Genomic DNA, 17,688 nt, shown 5'->3' on the forward strand with positions numbered 1-17,688 from the left:
ACATGCCAGGGTGAACTCCTCAGGCGAGCTTGGCCAGCAGCGTCTTCGCCTCGGCGGCGAACGTCGCCTCGCCCGTCTCGATCGCCTGCGTCAGCAGCCGCCGGGCCCGCTCCAGGTCGCCGCGCTCGTACTGGATCTCACCGAGCCTGCACGCGGCCTCGGCGACCAGCTCGGGTTGCTCGCTCAGCCCCAGCGTCAGCTCGTAGTACCGCAGCGCGCCGTCGCGGTCGCCCAGCCAGTAGCACAGCTCGCCGAGGTGCGCCGCCGCCATGCCCGACTCCGGGTCACCCGCGTCGATGACGCGCTGGTACCAGGTGAGCGCCTCGGGGAAGTTCCTGTTCCGCTTGGCCAGCGCGCCCAGGTACATCGCGCCCAGCGCGCTGACGTGCCCCTCACTCTCCTCGACGGCCCTGCGGTACCAGGCGTGCGCCCGCTCCTCGTCCTCCTCGTGGTAGGTCTGCCCGAGCGCGATCATGGCGCGGGCGGCGAGGTCGTCGTCGCCCGCGTCCAGCACCCGCAGGTACACCTGCCTGCCCTCGTCCACGTGCCCGGCGCCCACCAGGGTCTGCGCGTACACGCTGAGCGTGGTCGGCTCGCCGTTCTCCGCCGCCTCGCGCAGCGTGCGCAGCGACGCCTCGGTGTCGCCCTGGCGCTCCTGCAACATGCCGAGCAGGCTGCCGAACACGCCGGGCGCGGGGCTGTCGGCGTCGCCCGCGCGCCGCTCGGCCAGGTCGTAGAACGCCTCCGTGTCGCCCGCCGAGTCGAGCAGCTCCAGCAGCCTGCCGCCGGCGACGAAGCGCACGTCCGGGTCCTCGTGCTCGTTGAGCCGCTCGTAGCAGGCGCGCGCCGCCGCCGTCTCCCCCAGCTCCGCCAGCCGTCCCGCGGCCTCCAGCTCGGTGTACGGGTCCGCGCCCGCCAGCTCGTAGTACCGCACCACGGCCAGCGGGTCCGTGCAGCGGGCGCCGAGTTCGCGGGCCTGGGCGGCGGCGTGCTCGCCCATCAGCGACAGCACCTCCAGCGCGGGCGCGTGCTCGCCCCCGTCGCACAGCTCCTGGGAGATGTCGTTCAGCGCGTCCAGCGCGGTCGCGGCCATGCCGGTGCCGAGCGCGGCGGCGAACGACCGGGCCGCGGCCAGCGGCAGTCCCTCCTCGTACAACCAGACGCCGAGCTGCACCCGGGCCTTGGCCGCCGCGTACGGGTGGCCGGAGGCGATGGCCAGGCTCAGCTCCCGCTCGGCCCCGATGGTGTCGCCCAGCTCGCGCAGCGCCGTGGCCAGGTCGAGCCGCAGGGACGCGGACAGCTCGGGATGGCCGGCGTCGATGCCCTTGGCGTACATGGCGGCGGCCTGCCGCACCTCGCCCCGCGCGCCGAGCGCGACGCCCCACGCCCAGTAGCCCATCGCCACGGTCTCCGGGTCGCCGCTGCCCACGGCCCGCTCCGCCTCCTCGATCGCGGCGCCGTGGTCCTGCTCGTTGAGCAGGTGGAGGAGGAGCGAGCGCCGGCAGGCGAGGTCGCCGGCCGCGGCCGCCTCCGCCAGCAGCCGCCGCGCCCGCGCGGCGTCGCCGCGGTCGGTGAGCAGGTCGGCGGCGATGTCGGCGGTGTCGGGCAGCCCGTTCATGGCGGCCTCCAGCGCCCCGTCGAGGTCGCCGCGCAGGTGGCGGACGGCCGCGATGTTGCGCCAGGCCACGCCGGCCGTGGCCGGGTGGCCGGTGGCGGTCAGGAAGCACAGCTCGGCGCGGCAGTTGTCGCCCTTCTCGGCGATCGCGGCGCCGAGGTCGATCGCGGCGATGGCGGCGGGCTCCGGCTCGCCCTCCTCCATGATCAGACGGTGGAGCACCGTCGTGCCGGGAGTCTTGGCCATGATCTCGTCCAGGGCCCGCGCACGGTCCTCGGGGCCGAGCCCGGCGAACAGGCGGCGCACCTCGCGTACGTCGTCGTCGTGCAGCGCGAGCAGCAGCGCGGCCAGCGGCTCCGACCCGGTCAGCCCGGTCAGCGCCGCCAGCGCGCCCGGCCTGTCGCCCTCGGCCAGCAGCACCCAGGGCAGCTCCTCCGGGACGGCGCGGCCGAGCAGGTGCCGGGCCACGGCGGCGGCGTGCGGGTCGTCCTCCTGCGCGGCGGCCCGTTCCAGCGCGAAGTACCCCGGCTCGGTGTCGCCCGCGGCCAGGAGGCAGCGGCCCGCCTCCACCATGACCGCCGGCTCCGTCTCCGGGTCGAGCGCCGCCGCCCGCTCGTAGGCCGCCCGCGCGCCCGGCAGGTCGCCGGTCTCGGCCAGCAGGCTGCCGAGCAGGCACTCCGACAGCGCGGACACCTCGGGCGGCGCGTCCCGCAGCACCGCCAGCGCCGCCTCGGCGTCCCCGCGCTCCCGCAGCAACCGCGCCAAATGCAACGCGGCCTCCCCGCCCGGCGCCACGTCCACCCCGGCACCGCGCCCGTAAACGCCCGCCCCTGCACCGCGCTCGTAAACGCCCGCCCCTGCACCGCGCTCGTAAGCGCCCGCGCCGTAGGCCGCGGTGAGGCGTTCGCGGGCCTCCGTCACGCGCCCGCACGCCACCAGCGACCCAGCGGCCATCAGCGTCACCTCGCGGTCGGGCTCGGGCACCCGGTCCAGCACCGCCACCGCCTCCGCGTGCTCGCCGAGCTCCCGCAGCAGCTCCCCGGCCGACCGCAGCGCCACCCCGTTGAGGTGCTCGTCCTCCCCCAGCGTCCCCAGGAACGCCTCGACCGCCCCGCGCCGGTCCCCCGCGTCACCGCGCAGCGCGCCCAGCAGGCAGCCCGCCTGCTGCCGCTGGGCGGGATGCCCGGCGGCGGCCACCAGCGCGAGCGCCCCGTCGGCGGCCTCGATCCGCCCGGTGTGCTGCCAGGCGCTCGCGCACTCCATGGCGAGCACCCCGGCCATCGCCAGCTCCTCCCCCTCGGGCAACGCGCGCGCCGCGCCCTCGAAGTCGCGGTCGAGCACCAGCCTGCCGAACGCGCAGAGCTCGTCGTCGCCCAGCTCGAACGCGGCCCGCGCCCCCGCCACGTCGTCGAGCCTGATCCGGTTGTACGCGAGCGGCAGCGCCCCCCGCTCCGGCTCTCCCTCGGCGATCAGCCGCTCGTGCAGCCGGCAGGCGGCGAGCAGGTCGCCCTGCCGCTCGTACACGCCCGTCAGCCCGGCCGCGGCCTCGAACCGCAGGCCACGGTGCCCCGACTCGAAGGCCACCTCGTACGCGGCCCGCGCCTGCCCGGGATCGTCCTCGGCGACCAGCCCGCCCAGCGTCCACCCCACCCAGGGGGCCAGCGCGGGATGCCCCTGCGCCAGCGCCTCGCCCAGCAGCCCGGCCGCCCGCTCCCGGTCGGCCAGCACGTCCTTGCAGATCATCGCCGTGTACGACAGCGCCAGCGGCTCCCCGCTGCCCGCCGCCGACAGCAACAGCTCGGAGACCTCGGACAGGTCGCACCCGATGGACGCCAGCACCTGCGCGAACACGGCGGTGCCGATGGCGGCCACGGCGGGGTCGGGGTGCCGCGCGGCCTCCTGGTAGCGGGCCAGCCCCTCCTCCCTGCCCAGCCGCTGGTGGTCGAGCATCGCGCCGAGCACCGGGTGCGGCTCCGCCGCGGACGAGCGGAGCAGGTGCAGCAGGAACGCCGCGTTGAAGCCCTGCAGCACCTCGTCGCCCTCGGCCACGTACGACAGCAGCTCGTCGGCCTGCTCGCGGTCGCCCTCGCCCAGCTCCAGCTTGGCCAGCACGACCATGGCCCGCAGCGACTGGGCGGGCGCGCCGGAGTCGGCGGCCCGGCGCAGCAGCCGCCTGGCCTCGGCCAGCTCGCCGGCCTTGAGCGCCGCCATGCCGTCGTCGGTGTCCTGGAGCGCCTGCTCCTCGACAGGGTCGGCCAGCGGCTGCTGCCTGGCGGCGTGGTCGAGCAGCAGCGCGGCCTTGAACGCGGTGTCCTGGTCGTCGTGGCCGGCCGCCAGACCCAGCACCTCCATGATCGCGTCGCGGGCCTCGGGGTGCTGGTCGAGCAGGAGGCCCAGCAGGGTGACGCCCGCGGCGGACCACTCGTCGTCGCCGGACTCCAGCACGGCGCGCAGCGCGGCCAGCGCCTCGGCGGGCTCGCCCGCCTCGGTGTGCATCTGGGCCAGGCACACCTGGGCCTGCGCCGCGTACTCGCGGTGGCCGCTGGCGATCACCCGGTGGAAGATGGCCTTCGTCTCCTCCTCGTCGCCGAGCTGCGCGGTCACCTTGGCCAGCTCGATGAGCGCGGGCAGCCGGAGGTCCGGCCTGGGGTCCTCGGCGGCGACCCGGTAGGCGGCGGCGGACTCGGCGTACTCGCCCAGGTCCACCAGCACGGCGCCGAGCAGCTTGTGCGCCATGGCCCTGTGCTCCGGGGAGCCGACGGCGATGGCGTGCTCGCAGGCCTCGCGGGCGGCGTCGAAGTCGTCGTTCTCGGCGTGGATCTGGTAGAGCCGGAACGCCGCCAGCGCCACGATCTCCGGGTCGCCGCAGGTGAGCAGCTCCTCGTAGTCGTCCTCGTCCTCGGCCTCCTCGTAGCGGTCGCGGGCCGAGGCCGGGTCCTGGTCGAACTCGGGCAGCTCCAGCCGCGCGGCCAGCTCGGCCACGGCGGGGCTGTTGCACCTGCGGGCCCGTTCCAGCGACTCCTGCGCGCCCTGCGCGTCGCCGAGCTGGGTCAGCACCAGCACCAGCGCCGTGTCCGCGAGCGCGGCCACCTCGAAGTCGGCGCCGTCTGAGGCGATCATCAGCACGCGGTGCGCGGCGGCCCACTCCTCGGCGGTGACCAGCATCATGCCCATGGCGATGGCCGAGCGCTGCCCGAAGACCGGGTCGCCCGACTGGATGACCGACCGGTGCGCGGCCTCGGCGCCCTCCAGGTCGCCGCTCTCCTGCAGCAGCCCGGCCAGCAGGTGGGAGGCCTCCGGATCACCGGTGGCCGCGATCTGCCTGAACAGCGCGGCGGCCCGGTCCAGGTCTCCCGCCTTCCAGAGGTCCATGGCCGCGTCGAGCTGTTCGGACGCCATTGCTCTCCCCAATGTCACTCAACAATGTGAAAAAGCTACAGATGTGTCATCCACGTCACAGCGCATTCCGAGATCTTCTGTCCGCCCGCGTGAGAGCCGGGGAGCGCCGTAGCGTAGGTGTCATGGGCAAGGCGTTCTGGATCGATCAGGAGTTCGACAGGGACCGTGACGGGCGCTATGCCGTACACGTGCGTAAGAATCTCGACTCGTTCGAGTGGGGCGACATCGCGCCCGTGCGGTTCGCCTGCACGGCGTGGGAGCTGGCCATCCCGCCGTCGCTGACGCCCGGCTACGTGCGGTGGGACCGGCGCGTCCTGGAGGCGACCTGCCACCGCAACACCTGGGACGGCACCCTCTACGCGCGGGTCAGGATCGTCTCCCCGCTGCCGGAGGAGCTGCGGCGCTCGCGGGCCTGGTGGCGCGACCGCGGCTGGCTGGGCTGGCAGGAGACCTTCGGCCAGTACGTCGAGCCGACCCAGCAGGACCTGGCCAGGCTGCCGTTCCTGCGCGCCTCGATGCTCGTGGAGGCGCCGCTGCCGCTCGACGACCTGCCGCCCGAGCCGGAGGGGCCGCACATGGAGGTCGAGCAGAGCGCGCACCGCGCGGTGACCGTGCTGGCCCGCGAGCTGAACGCGCTGGTGTCGCCGGTGCTCGACCAGCTCGGTTAGCGCGGCGCCCGCCTGGCATGCCCGGCTCACCTGTGGGTAGCAGGGGGCTCATGAGGAAGGCGCTCGTCGTGCTGATGATGGCTCTGGTCACTGTGGGTTGCGCCGTGGACACGGTTTCGCCCGCGCGTGCGGCCGAGCGCTTCCACGCCGCGATCTCCGCACATCAGGAGGAGGCGGCGTGCGCGATGCTCGCCAGGAAGACCGCCGACAAACTGCCCGACCCGGGTGAGAGCTGCGCCGACGCGCTGCGCGGGCTGAAGCTCGGCGCCGGAGGCCAGGTCACGCAGGTCGCCGTGTGGGGTGACGACGCCCAGGTACGGCTGGCCGGCGACACGCTCTTCCTGCACCGCTTCAGCGACGGCTGGCGGATCAGGGCCGCGGGTTGCGAGCCGATGGGCGACCTGCCGTACGACTGCGAGGTGGACGACTGATGCGCGTGATGTTCACGCTGACCACGCTGGTGATCGTGGCCGGCCTGGCCTGGTTCTTCGCCATCGGGTGGTCGAAGCTGTGAAGTGGCTCAAGGAGAACTCGCTGGCGCTGGCGTTCCTGATCATGTTCGTGCTGGCCGTGGGCGGGCAGGCCGTCGCCGGGATGATGCAGTTCAACGACCAGCAGGCGGCGAACGGCAGCGAGCCGGTCTCGCTGCCGCAGTACGTGACCTCCTCGGCGTTCGCCGTCGACGTGTCGGAGAACTGGCAGTCGGAGTACCTGCAGTTCTTCCTGTTCATCATGCTCACCGTCTGGCTCGTCCAGAGGGGCTCGCCCGAGTCCAAGGAGCCGCACAAGGCCGGGGCCGAGTCCGACGAGGACCAGCAGATCGGGCCGTACGCGGACGCGGACTCGCCCGCCTGGGCCAAGGTCAGGGGGTTCAGGCTGTGGCTGTTCAGCAACTCGCTCGGCCTGGTGATGGGGACCATCTTCGTGCTGTCGTGGCTGGCGCAGTCGGTGGCGGGGCAGGCGGCGTACAACGCGGACCGGCTCGGCGACCTGCGGGACCCCGTCTCGTGGGGCGCGTACGTGACCTCGCCGGAGTTCTGGGACCGCAGCCTGCAGAACTGGCAGTCGGAGCTGCTGGCCGTGCTGTCGATGGTGGTGCTGTCGATCTACCTGCGCCAGCGCGGCTCACCCGAGTCGAAGCCGGTGGGCGCGGCTCACGCCTCGACGGGGGTCGAGGGCTGACCGGTGACGACGGCGACGACGCGGGTGCCGGGCGCGAAGGCGCCGCGGCGGGCGAGGTCGAGGACGCCGTAGAGCATCTTGGCCACGTAGATCCGCTCCACCCCGTGCTCGGCGGCGAACGCGTCCAGGGCGGGGGTGGTCCTGGCGTACCCGCCGAAGTGGTAGTCCAGGTTGATCGCCCAGTTCGCCCAGGTGCGCCCGTACGTCTCCCGCTGCAGCCTGGCCACCTCGCCCTCCAGGAACCCGGCCCCCTTCAGCACCGCGAACCCGAGCGCCCGCCTGCCCTCGGGCAGCCCCGCCGAGATCCCGGCCAGCGTGCCGCCGGTGCCCACGGGGCAGCAGATCACGTCGTAGTCGCCGCCGATCTCCCCCGGCAGCTCCGCGCAGCCGCGCACGGCCGCCGCGTTGCTGCCGCCCTCGGGCAGGATCGTCACGTCGCCGCCCCACCGCGCCCGCAGCCGCGCCAGCACCTCCTCGGTGTCCTTGCGCCGGTAGGAGTCTCTGTCGAGGTAGGTGAGGGTCATGCCGCAGGCCGCCGCGCGGGCCAGGGTGGGGTTGAGCGGGAGGTGCTCCTCGCCGCGAATGACGCCGATCGTCTCGATGCCGTGCCGCGCCCCCGCCTCGGCCACCGCCCTGATGTGGTTGGACCAGGCGCCGCCGAACGTCAGCAGGCGGGTATGACCGAGGTTGTACTTGAGCTTGCGCGGCTTGTTGTCGTCGTGCAACAGGAACACCCGGACCTGACCGAGCCCTGGAACCAGGAGCTCCTCCATGGCGCTAGTCTACGGTCGGGCCATTGTTGAGGAGTGTTCGATTATGCGCGTTGTTGAAGCTTTCAGTGCCGCCTATGGCGCGTCCCCCCAGACTGTCTGGCGTGCTCCCGGCAGGGTCAACCTGATCGGCGAGCACACCGACTACAACGACGGCTTCGTCCTGCCCTTCGCGGTGCCGTGGGGCGTCACGGCGGCCCTCACCCCGCGCGACGACGACACCATCCGCCTCCTCTCCCTCCAGTCCGACTCGGGCGAGCCGGTCACTCTGGCCGGCCGCGAGGAGTCCCGGGGCTGGACCCGCTACGTCGTCGGCGTCCTGGCGATGCTCGGCGACCGGGTCAGGGGCGCCGACATCGCGATCGACGGCGACGTGCCCTCGGGCGCCGGCCTCAGTTCCAGCGCCGCACTGGAGGTGTCCGTCGCCTCCGCGCTCAACGACGTGCACGGCCTCGGCCTGACGCCGATGGAGCTCGCCCTGCTCAGCCAGAAGGCCGAGAACGACTTCGTCGGCATGCCCTGCGGCATCATGGACCAGGCCGCGTCCGCGCTCTGCGAGGAGGGCCACGCGCTCTTCCTCGACTGCCGCTCCCTCGGCTCCCGCACCATCCCGCTCGACCTGGCCTCGCACGGCCTGAGCATGCTCATCATCGACACGCAGGTCCACCACGAGCACGCCGGCGGCGAGTACGCCAAGCGCCGCGCCGAGTGCGAGTCGGCCGCCCGCAAGCTCGGCGTCGCCGCCCTGCGCGACGTCACCGACCTGGCGGGGGCGCTCGCGCGGCTCCAGGGCGACGAGCGCAAGCGCGTCGAGCACGTCGTCACCGAGAACCACCGCGTCGAGGCCCTCGTCGGGCTGCTGCGCGCGGGCGCGGTCACCGAGATCGGCGCCCTGCTCAACGCCTCCCACCTGTCGCTCAGGGACCTGTACGAGGTCTCCTCGCCCGAGCTCGACGTGGCCGTCGAGGCCTCGATCAGGGGCGGCGCCCGCGGCGCGCGCATGACGGGCGGCGGCTTCGGCGGCTCGGCGATCGCGCTGGTGCCGCTGGAGCGCCTCGACAGCGTCAAGGAGTCGGTGCTGAACGCCTACGCCGAGCGCGGCTTCAAGGAGCCCCGCTTCCTGCCCGCCACCCCCGCCCCCGGGGCCCACCGCCTCTCCTGACGGGTTCTCACAGCGGCGGGAAGTTCGGGGGGCGGCGCTCCAGGAAGCTGGCGACGCCCTCCGCGAAGTCCGGCCGCCCGAAGGAGGCGAGCATCTCCTGCGTGGCGGCCTTGGCGGACTGCTCCAGCGTGGTGTCCCAGTCGTGCCACACCTGCCGCTTGATCACCGCCATGGACGCGGGCGAGCTGTACGCCGCCAGCTCCCCCGCGTAGCGCGTGGCCTCCTCCAGCAGCGTCTCGCCCGGCACCGCGCGGTTGACCAGGCCCAGCTCGAACGCCTCCTGCCCGGTGAACACCCGGCCCGACAGCAGGACGTCCATCGCCCGCTGCTGCCCCATGATGCGCGGCAGCACCCACGACAGCCCGTACTCGGCGATCAGGCCGCGGCGCGGGAAGGCCGTCGTCCACTTGGCCTCCGCGGCCGTGAAGACGATGTCGCAGACGAGCGCGTGCACCATGCCGAGCCCGGCGCAGGCCCCGTTGACGGCTGCCACGATGGGCTTGCGGATGGTCGTGGGGAAGGTGTTGGGCCGCGGGTCGGGCACCTCGTCGTACGAGCCGCTCTGGATCGCGTTCAGCGTCTTGAAGTCGGCGCCCGAGCAGAACCCCTTGCCCGCGCCGGTGACCACCACGGCGCGCACGTCCGGGTTCTTCTCCGCCTCGGCCAGCAGGTCGAAGTAGCGCCGCCCCATGGCATCGGTCCAGGCATTGAGCGTGTCCGGCCGGTTGAAGGTCAGCGTGAGCACGCCCTCGTCGTCGAGGGCCGAGAGCACTAGGTCCACCATGCCTCCAACAGAACCATCTTCTAGTGCGGGATGGCAAGGTGGGACACATGGAGCGAGACCTGATGTGGGACGGCTGCGGCAACGTCCGCGACCTGGGCGGCCTGACGGCGGCGGGCGGGCGGCGCACCCGCTGGGGCGCGGTGGTGCGCTCCGACACGCCCGACCGGCTCAGCCCCGACGGGTGGGCGGCGGCAGCGGCCCACGGCGTACGCACCATCGTCGACCTGCGCAACCCCGGCGAGCACCGTGCCGAACCCGGCCTGCGCCCGCCCGGCATGACCGTCGTCAGCGTGCCCATCGACCGCCTCGACGACCCCGACCGCCCCCGCTACGGCGGGACGCCCCTCTACCTGCGGCCCTTCATGGACCGCTGGCCCGCGCTCTGCGCCGCTCCCCTGCGCGCCATCGCCGCGGCCCCGCCCGGCGGGGTGCTGGTGCACTGCGTGGCGGGGCGCGACCGTACGGGGCTGGTGGCCATCCTGCTGCTCGCGCTGGCCGGGGTCGGGCACCGCGACATCCTGGCCGACTACGAGCACTCCACGCACCGTCTCAGCGCGCTGTACGCCCGGCTGGGCGAGCCCGACGACGACCTGCGCGTGCGGGCCCGCCTGACCGCCGCGGGCACCACCACCGCGGAGGTGGTCCTGGCGTTGCTGTCCGGCCTGGACGTGGAGGCCTATCTGGCGGCGGGCGGCCTGACCGCCGCCGAGCTGACCGCGCTGCGCACCCGCCTGACGGAGGACGCCCAGCGGACCTAACGGCCGTGGTGGACGAAGGCGGGCGTCAGGACGCTGGTGTCGTAGTAGCGATGGAAGACGGGCGTGGCACTGCCGGACAGCGGCGGCACGATCCACGACCAGTCCGCCGGGCACACCCGTCCCGCCTTCTCCTCCTTCGACAGGTGGGTCAGGAAGCGGCGCGCCTCCGTGTGGTGATCGGTCATGGTGACCCCGGCTCGCTCGAACGAGTGCAGCACCGCCACGTTCAGCTCCACCAGCGCGTGGTCGCGCCACAGGGTGCGCTCGGTCGAGGTGTCCAGCCCGAGCCGCTCAGCCACCACCGGAAGCTGGTCGTACCTGTCGCTGTCCGCCAGGTTGCGCGCCCCGATCTCGGTGCCCATGTACCAGCCGTTGAAGGGCGCGCACGGATAGCAGATGCCGCCGATCTCCAGACACATGTCCGAGATGGCCGGCACCGCGTGCCAGCGCAGCCCGAGCTCCTCGAACCACGCGTAGTCAGGGTGCACCAGCGGCACCTCCAGCACGGCGTCCCCGGGCACGTTGCACAGCAGCGGATCGCCGATCGCGGGCTGCACGATCAGCGGCAGCACGTCGAACCGCCCGCCCCGCCCTCGCCATCCCAGCGCCCTGGCCGTCTCGGTGAGCGCGACGTTGCGCGGATCCCCCACGACGCCCTCGGCCGTCGGGTAACCGGCGTACCGCACGAGCTGGTCGTTCAGCAGCCGGGGCCCGCGCAGCGCGGGCGTGTCGGGCGGCAGGACGGTCACGGTGGGCCTGATCTTCCCGTTCGCCGTGGCGTCGCGCAGATGCGCCACGCACTCCAGGGCCACCCCCTCGGCCGTGCTCACCTGCCTGCGGTCGCGCACCTTCAGCGAGCGCCAGTACAGCCGCCCGATGCACCGGTTGCTGTTGCGCCACGCCACCTGAGCGCCGAACTCGAGCTCCTCGTAGGTGTGCGTGTAGGTCCCGTAGCGGGCCACGTCCCTGGCGACGTCGCGCAGGCGGGCGTGCAGTCCTCCCGCCGAGGAGTTCTCGGCGTGGTAGAGCCTGATGAAGCGTTCCGCCTCACGCAGGTCGGTGGTGCGCTCGATCACCGCCTGGGCGGCGAGCACGTCGAAGGGGCGAAGGGTTCTGATCCAGGTACGCACGCGGCAACCAGCACTTCTCCGTCATCGGAGCGCCCCGCCGATTCCGGGTCGGCGGCACCTCCTCGTGGCGGCGCCCTCTCCTCGCCACCGACACGTCTACCCGCGGCTTCCGGCCCCTGCGACCGGCCCTCCCATTTTCCGTATCGCGCCCTGCTTTGTCCGGCGAACCCGAAAACGTGTCACCAACGGATTACCGGGCGTAAAGTCGGCCACAGGCGGAATGCGTGCCGCGCCCCCGGGCCGACCACCCGGAGACGCGGCATGGCGCCACTCGCTACTTGCTCCAGACGCAGGTGAGGTGGATGACCCGGCTGTGCTGCCACCGCTTGCCCGCGATCTTCTTCTTCACCACCTCGCGAGGCAGCTTCTTCGCCGGGACGCTGATCGACAGCCGGTCCTCCGGCACGACCGCCACACCGTCCTCGAAGGCGAGGTCGGGCTCGATGTACCGCTCCTCGACGAGCTCGGCCACCTTGGCCTTGGAGAGCTTCACGACCTCGCCGTCGCTCATCCAGCACGTCAGCCTGCCGCCGTGGAACCGCGGCCCCTCGTGCGCCCTGACGGCGACGTCGCCGTCCCCGCCGTGCACCCTGACCGGGCCGTCGTCGGCCAGCGCCGAGCCGGCCATGACCCCGAGCCCGAGCACGGCGGACGTGACGACGATCGCGAGACGTCGCTGCAACATGGGAACTCCCTCCCCGAGACGATTCGACAGCCTCGAGGGTCGCCCCCTGCGCCTGAAGTCAGCCTGAAGAGCCCCGAAGCCCCCTTCAGGTCGCCCCCACCTCCGGGGCTCTCAGGCCGTCAGACGTAGCGGGCGCTGGTGCACACAGGAGCGCTGCCACCCAGCCCTGGCGCCTTCGCGCAGGCCTTGTAGCCGTACTTGTGGATGGACCGGTGAGCGTCGGTGTAGGTGGTGTTGTTGATGCTCTTCGACCGGCTCTCCCACTTCCTGGTGGAGGGGTTGTAGACGGACAGGGACAGGTTGATGCCGTTCGCGTCGGAGTCCTTGGGAGCGCGGGCCCAGAAGTAGCTGAGACCGCCGTACTTGCCCACGCGAAGCTGGATCTTGAACGTCTTCTTGGCGACGGTGACCGTCTTCTCCGTCACGGTGCCCACCGAGGTGGCATTCGCCCCCGCCGACGAGTTCCAGTAGCTGGCGGCCGATGCGGGCGTGGTGCTCAGCAGCGTGAGGCCGGCCAGGGCGGCGGCAGCCGTCGTGGCGCGGGAAATCCAAAGGCTTCTCATGATCGCTTCCGTGTCAGCCCCGATCCCGGGGATCTGTCGTTGTCCGGAATTCAGCTCAGCAGAAGCCGGTATGCCGCCGGTATGCCGCTCGCCGACGCGAGAACCAGTTCAGGACCGTCTTTCCCGCCACACACCAGAGGTGGTTTGCTTGGTCCCGCGTGCGGCGCGCTCGCGGAGGAGGAATCGATGAGGTCAGCGAGGCACCGCTCCCGGAACGAGCTGGCCGTTCTCCTCTTCATCGCAATGCTCACCGCCTGCGCCCCTGCGGTCTCCATATCGAAGGTTCCGCCGCCAGAACCGGCCTGGTACGAAATGAACGAGGACGTCGCGGCTGATGAGGAATGCCCGGCGGGGAACGGGCCCAGAGGGCTGGACTGCCGCAAGGCGGACCCCGGATACAAGGCGGCGCCCATATTCGACGCATGCATGAAGCAGCACCAGGTCAAGACCGCGGACATCATGTGCCATCGCGCTTTGATCGTCTGGTTCGAATGCACAGCCGGCGAACAGTCGAACGCTGTCACCCCGAGGATGTGCGACACCTCGGCCGGCTCCTATCTGTCCTGCCGCACAGGAACTCCTGCCCGCTCCGACCAGGTCTGCGCGGCCGGCGAACGAGAATACCTGAGGTGCCCCGGGTCATACGGCGACCCTTTCGTCGACTGCGGCGACCTACGGCGTTCCTATTATGAGTGCCGCGATGACCGTAGCGGAAGCGACCCGTTCTGCGGCACCTATCTTGAGGTGCTGAGCGTCTGCCGCTCGCTGAAGGTCGAATGCGCAGACCTGCTCGGCAAGTTCCTCACCTGCGCAGCCGCAGAACTATCTCCCGATGAATGCGCTTTCGGCCAGCGGATGAGGATCTATTGTCTCCGCGACGTCAATGACGGAGTTTTCCGCAGCGCGGCCACGTGCGACGCTCCATGGCGCCAGGCGATGACCGAATGCCTGGACGAGGATCAACCCGCTCCTTTGTGCACGATGGGGGCGAGCTGGCGAGAGGCGAGCTATTCGATCTGCGAAGGCCGGCGAGGTGTGGCTTATCTGACAGGCCGAGCAACAGACACACCCATCTGCTGGACCGGCCACCATGCTGCCGAGCTCACGAACGAGGTGATGGAAGGCCTCGGGGAGGACACGTACGTGCGCGTGGTTCACGTGGATGGCGACCTCAGCTACGAGGTCATGCCTCGCAGGGATCAAGAAACCTCGTAGAAGGCTTGGACTGTCAGTCCTGTGCGGCATCGTTGCCGCATGATCAACGATGACTTGGTGTTCGAGGCAGTGCGCGCCCGGGTGGAGGCAGGTGACTACCTGGATGAGAGAGTCGGACTGCCCGGAGTCGACGTCGACACGGAAGAAGGTGGAGCTTTCACGCACGCTCCTGACGGTCGGCTCCAGCGGTTGTACTGGCGAGGCACTCCTGAACACCGCGCAGCGCAAGCTGCTGGCTGGTTCGCGCCGCTGCCGCCTTTGCAGCCGGCCTCCGTCGCAGCGGTGAACGAGTGCGAGGCGCTCCTCGGGCACCCCATGCCGCCCCTGCTGCGCCGCTGCTACCTCGAGCTGGGCGACGGAGGCTTCGGCCCTGCCCATGGCTTCGAACCCCTGCAAGGCGTCCTCAGCGATCACCAGCAGGACTGGCCTGAACCATGGAGAGCAAGGGGCGAGTCGCTGCTGCTGCTCTGCCACTGGGGCTGCGGAATCGCTTCCTACGTCGACTGCGGCGACCCGAGCGCTGCGATATGGGCGATCGACCCCAACCCCGCCCCGAGCGACAACTTCCATGTGTCGCTGTTTCCCCAGCACCTGAGTTTCGCCGAGTGGCTGCATCGATGGACCGAAGGCACTCTTCGGCAGCCGTGGCTCCTCCAGGACGCGAAGACAGGAGAATGGCGGGGAGCAACCGACGCCGAGACCGGCGCTGCGCCAGAGCCCGCCTGATCCGGCTCGTCAGCACGACTCGCGCACGCACGTCGAGTCCTTCTACGGAGACCTTGCGTTACCGGCCGATGGCGCAGAGGAGCCGGAACGCCCCGCCGCAGGCACGGCGCTGGGGCCTGAAGGGCGGCTGCCGTCCCTCTTGGTCCGAGGTCGCGTCGCGCGCTCGCCTTGCCGACCCTTGCGGGCACCCGGCATCCGAAACGACTCAGGCCCTCGCCTCTGTCGCCAGAGGTGAGGGCCTGAGCTGTGACGCTCCCGCGATAGGACTCGAACCTATAACCTGCCGGTTAACAGCCGGCTGCTCTGCCGTTGAGCTACGCGGGATCGAACTTGTTTGCCCACTTCGCCAGGGCCGTCGGCCCCTTCGTCGTGCGCAGGAATAGATTAGCGCACTCGGAGAGTGCGTGTCGCATCGCGAGCGGGGTAGGCCCGGAGACAGCGGAGGTGCAAGATGCGATATCGGATGACATTCGCTGTTGGTCTGGCTGTCGGGTACGTGCTGGGCAGCCGGGCTGGACGCGAACGGTACGAGCAGATCAAGCGGACGGCGCAGCGGGTCGCCGACAATCCCCGGGTGCAGGAAGTGGCCGGGGTGGTCGGGGCGCAGGCGTCAAGGTTCGCCGGGATGGCCAGGTCGAAGGTGGGGGGCACGCTGCAGCAGCGGATCCCGTTCCTGCACTCTGACGGGCATCAGCCCGAGACGGGCACCGGCTGGCCCGGCGAGGACGTCGCGGACCAGAAGGCCCGTGAGAGCGGCATCCCCTACTGATCGTCTGCTGATCTGACGCGCACAAGCGGGAGCGGCATGGGCATGACAGGCCTCACACCCCCGCACGCCTGAGACCCGGGCTCATGCCGCTCACCGCCGTGGGGACCGGAACTTGGGACCCGGACGGCCAAGGTCGGACGCCCGGGCGCCGCCGCGTGCGTGGGGAGGGTCTCAGACGCCCATGCTCCGCCGTACGCCCTCCAGGGCCTGTTCGGCCTGCGCCCGCAACCCCGGGTCCGCAGGATCGAGGCCGTCGTCGAAGACGAGGGTCCAGCCGAGCACCTCACCCCCGGGCGGGCGCCGGGCCACCAGCCGCACCCCGCCCCTCCCGGGCAGGCTGACGTGCTTGTTGACCACGATGGTGGAGTTGACCCGCTCCCGCACGGTCTCGGGCAGCATGCGCGGCTCGGTGATCCGCTCGAAGTGACGCGCGCCGTCGGTGGTGAGCACCCGCACGCCTTCCTCGTCCCAGGAGGCCTTGTCGATCTCCTCGTACGGCACCCGCGTCCCGTCCGACAGGTGCAGCGCGAGGTTGGTGGCCACCACATGACCGTCGGCGCCCTGGGCGAAGGCCAGCACCCGCTCCCCCCGCTCCACGGCGAGGGATTTGCGCACTTCGGCGGGCAGGCGGCGAAAGATGCTCATTCCCCTACGGTATCGGCGAGCAGATCCAGGGTCAGCGCCGCGCTCCAGGAGAAGTCCCTGCAGCCCCGGCCGCTGCCGTCGAAGGGGTCGAAGCACTCGCGGAAACCGGCCTGGCGGACCAGGCGCAGGGTGCCGTTGGTGAGTTGCTGGCCGAGGTGGTCGAGGGAGTGGACGGCGGCGGCGCGGCGCAGCAGCCAGTTGGTGTTCACCCAGGAGGGGCCGCGCCAGTACCGGGTGCGGTCGAACTGGGAGGCGCGGATCTCGCAGCTCGGCACGGGGTAGCCGGTGGCGCCCATGAACCTGGCCGACTCCAGCACCTCGACGGCGGCGTGCAGGCGGTCGGCGGGGAGGCCGGGGTCGAGGAGGGGGCCGAAGGCGCCGACGGTGCACACGCGGATGAGCCGCCCGGCGCGCAGGTCCCTGGCGTAGAAGCAGCCGTCCCAGAGGCGGTCGAGGATGGCCTGCCTGAGGCGTTCGGCGTGCTCGGCGTGCGGTACGGGGTCGGCGCCGGCCAGCGGGGCCAGCTCGGCCATGGCCTGGCAGGAGGCCAGCCAGATGCCGTTGAACATGGGGTCCTCGACGGCGAACGGGTGCTCGTCGCGCAGGTACTCGGGGCTGTATCCGGCATCGCGGTAGCGCATGGCCAGCCAGACGTAGCGGTCGTGGTCGCTGTCGGGGTGGCGTTCGTCCATCTCGACGTTGCGGTAGCCGTACCTGATCACGGGCAGCGCGTCGAGCGGCGCGTCCCAGGCGGGGCTGTCGTCCATGCCCGACTCCCAGGGGTGCACGATCGCGGCGAGTCCCGCGCCGCCGAGGTCGCGCGCCGAGGAGAGGTAAGCGTGCTGCGCCGCCAATGCGGGGAACGCCTTCCTGACGAACGCGGCGTCGCCCGTGTGCCGGTAGAACCACCACAGCGCCAGCGCGTGCAGCGGCGGCGAGGTGAGGCCCGAGGTGAGCACCTGTGGCGCGGCGTCGTTCTCCTGCGAGCGCCACACGGACGGCCCCGGGAAGTACGCCTCACGCGTGTGGAAGACGATGTGCGGCACCATGCCTGTCGCCCACTGCCCGCGCAGCAGGCTGAGCAGCTCGTCGCGGGCCCGGTCCGGCCGATGCCTGGCCAGGCCGATGACGACGAACGCGGAGTCCCAGCTCCACTGGTGGGGATAGAGCCCTGGTGCGGGCACGGTGCCAGCGCCCGTCCAGTTCGCCTCGAGCACGGCCAGCGCCTCACGCCCGAGCGCGGCATCGTCTACCGCGGGCCGCGCCTCCATCACCCAACTATGACTGGGGATCTGTCAGGAAGCTATGTCCTCTTCAGCCACTTCGACAGGAACATGACGCCGAGCACCACGGCGCCGATCACGAGCCCCCACTTGAGCAGCGTGAGAGCGAAGCCCACCAGGGGGCCGAGCAGCACGAGCGCGGCGACGACGGCCGCGACGATCAGAAGTATGCGTCCCATGCCTACGACGCTAAGAGATCGTTAAGCGGTTTGCAGGCGACCCGGGGTTCAATCAGGGACAAGTCAGGGGTCCCCCCGAGCCAAAGGAACTAAAGCCCGCGCGACCACCGTTGGGCGGGTATAAACGGGGCATCGGGGGGCCTCTTCACGGGGAG

At 71.6% G+C, this 17,688-nt stretch carries 17 protein-coding genes and 1 tRNA gene; 8 read left to right on the top strand and 10 right to left on the bottom strand.

The window, feature by feature from the left end:
• Window positions 1–19: 19 nt before the first annotated feature.
• Complete coding sequence (locus FXF51_RS18070) at window positions 20–5,014, bottom strand: tetratricopeptide repeat protein (protein WP_148435648.1); 4,995 nt, start codon at window positions 5,012–5,014, stop codon at window positions 20–22.
• Window positions 5,015–5,136: 122 nt separating this feature from the next.
• On the opposite strand from FXF51_RS18070, the gene FXF51_RS18075 reads away from it, so the two are divergent.
• From FXF51_RS18075 to FXF51_RS18085, 3 genes are all read left to right on the top strand, one after another.
• The gene (locus FXF51_RS18075; RefSeq protein ID WP_148435649.1) at window positions 5,137–5,682 is read left to right on the top strand and encodes a hypothetical protein; all 546 of its coding nucleotides are present in this window, start codon (window positions 5,137–5,139) and stop codon (window positions 5,680–5,682) included.
• A 50-nt stretch (window positions 5,683–5,732) separates the two neighbouring features.
• Window positions 5,733–6,113, top strand: coding sequence for a hypothetical protein (locus tag FXF51_RS18080; RefSeq protein ID WP_148435650.1), 381 nt, complete (start codon window positions 5,733–5,735; stop codon window positions 6,111–6,113).
• Between the two features lie 79 nt (window positions 6,114–6,192).
• A complete protein-coding gene (locus FXF51_RS18085; protein WP_148435651.1) occupies window positions 6,193–6,864 on the top strand; it encodes a DUF6766 family protein in 672 nt (223 codons plus the stop codon).
• Here FXF51_RS18085 and FXF51_RS18090 read toward each other — a convergent pair.
• Window positions 6,837–7,637 (bottom strand): 1-aminocyclopropane-1-carboxylate deaminase/D-cysteine desulfhydrase, encoded by an 801-nt coding sequence (locus FXF51_RS18090; RefSeq protein WP_148435652.1) that lies wholly within the window; start codon window positions 7,635–7,637, stop codon window positions 6,837–6,839. The genes FXF51_RS18085 and FXF51_RS18090 overlap by 28 nt on opposite strands.
• A gap of 43 nt (window positions 7,638–7,680) precedes the next feature.
• Between FXF51_RS18090 and galK the strand changes: the two genes are divergently transcribed.
• A complete protein-coding gene (gene galK, locus FXF51_RS18095) occupies window positions 7,681–8,796 on the top strand; it encodes a galactokinase (protein WP_148435653.1) in 1,116 nt (371 codons plus the stop codon).
• Between the two features lie 7 nt (window positions 8,797–8,803).
• Here galK and FXF51_RS18100 read toward each other — a convergent pair whose 3' ends face one another.
• Window positions 8,804–9,580 (bottom strand): enoyl-CoA hydratase-related protein, encoded by a 777-nt coding sequence (locus FXF51_RS18100; RefSeq protein WP_148435654.1) that lies wholly within the window; start codon window positions 9,578–9,580, stop codon window positions 8,804–8,806.
• Window positions 9,581–9,627: 47 nt separating this feature from the next.
• Between FXF51_RS18100 and FXF51_RS18105 the strand changes: the two genes are divergently transcribed.
• Entirely contained in the window at window positions 9,628–10,338 is a 711-nt protein-coding gene (locus FXF51_RS18105; protein ID WP_148435655.1) for a tyrosine-protein phosphatase, read from the top strand.
• Here the strand turns inward: FXF51_RS18105 and FXF51_RS18110 are convergent.
• The 3 genes from FXF51_RS18110 to FXF51_RS18120 all read right to left on the bottom strand — a co-directional run bounded on the left by FXF51_RS18110 (window position 10,335) and on the right by FXF51_RS18120 (window position 12,716).
• On the bottom strand, window positions 10,335–11,468 hold the full coding sequence (locus FXF51_RS18110; protein WP_148435656.1) for a nitric oxide synthase oxygenase: 1,134 nt from the start codon (window positions 11,466–11,468) through the stop codon (window positions 10,335–10,337). The genes FXF51_RS18105 and FXF51_RS18110 overlap by 4 nt on opposite strands.
• Window positions 11,469–11,742: 274 nt before the next feature.
• Window positions 11,743–12,153 (bottom strand): hypothetical protein, encoded by a 411-nt coding sequence (locus FXF51_RS18115; RefSeq protein WP_148435657.1) that lies wholly within the window; start codon window positions 12,151–12,153, stop codon window positions 11,743–11,745.
• Between the two features lie 119 nt (window positions 12,154–12,272).
• A complete protein-coding gene (locus tag FXF51_RS18120) occupies window positions 12,273–12,716 on the bottom strand; it encodes a hypothetical protein (RefSeq protein WP_148435658.1) in 444 nt (147 codons plus the stop codon).
• A gap of 312 nt (window positions 12,717–13,028) precedes the next feature.
• On the opposite strand from FXF51_RS18120, the gene FXF51_RS18125 reads away from it, so the two are divergent.
• Both FXF51_RS18125 and FXF51_RS18130 read left to right on the top strand, forming a co-directional pair.
• Complete coding sequence (locus FXF51_RS18125) at window positions 13,029–13,931, top strand: hypothetical protein (RefSeq protein ID WP_148435659.1); 903 nt, start codon at window positions 13,029–13,031, stop codon at window positions 13,929–13,931.
• Window positions 13,932–13,970: 39 nt separating this feature from the next.
• A complete protein-coding gene (locus FXF51_RS18130) occupies window positions 13,971–14,657 on the top strand; it encodes an SMI1/KNR4 family protein (protein ID WP_148435660.1) in 687 nt (228 codons plus the stop codon).
• A 252-nt stretch (window positions 14,658–14,909) separates the two neighbouring features.
• Here the strand turns inward: FXF51_RS18130 and FXF51_RS18135 are convergent.
• Window positions 14,910–14,981, bottom strand: a tRNA-Asn gene (locus FXF51_RS18135).
• 127 nt (window positions 14,982–15,108) lie between these two features.
• Here FXF51_RS18135 and FXF51_RS18140 point away from each other — a divergent pair.
• Window positions 15,109–15,426, top strand: coding sequence for a YtxH domain-containing protein (locus FXF51_RS18140; RefSeq protein ID WP_148435661.1), 318 nt, complete (start codon window positions 15,109–15,111; stop codon window positions 15,424–15,426).
• A gap of 171 nt (window positions 15,427–15,597) precedes the next feature.
• Here the strand turns inward: FXF51_RS18140 and FXF51_RS18145 are convergent, their stop codons facing one another.
• Genes FXF51_RS18145 through FXF51_RS60840 form a run of 3 tightly spaced genes read right to left on the bottom strand, consistent with a single transcriptional unit; the run spans window position 15,598 to window position 17,533 of the window.
• Complete coding sequence (locus FXF51_RS18145) at window positions 15,598–16,071, bottom strand: hypothetical protein (protein ID WP_148435662.1); 474 nt, start codon at window positions 16,069–16,071, stop codon at window positions 15,598–15,600.
• Window positions 16,068–17,342, bottom strand: coding sequence for an amylo-alpha-1,6-glucosidase (locus FXF51_RS18150; RefSeq protein ID WP_187414427.1), 1,275 nt, complete (start codon window positions 17,340–17,342; stop codon window positions 16,068–16,070). The genes FXF51_RS18145 and FXF51_RS18150 overlap by 4 nt, the downstream gene beginning before the upstream one ends.
• A gap of 32 nt (window positions 17,343–17,374) precedes the next feature.
• Window positions 17,375–17,533, bottom strand: coding sequence for a hypothetical protein (locus tag FXF51_RS60840; RefSeq protein WP_187414428.1), 159 nt, complete (start codon window positions 17,531–17,533; stop codon window positions 17,375–17,377).
• Between the last annotated feature and the right edge of the window lie 155 nt (window positions 17,534–17,688).

The organism is Nonomuraea sp. PA05 (genome assembly GCF_008086045.1).
GTDB classification, from domain to species: domain Bacteria; phylum Actinomycetota; class Actinomycetes; order Streptosporangiales; family Streptosporangiaceae; genus Nonomuraea; species Nonomuraea monospora.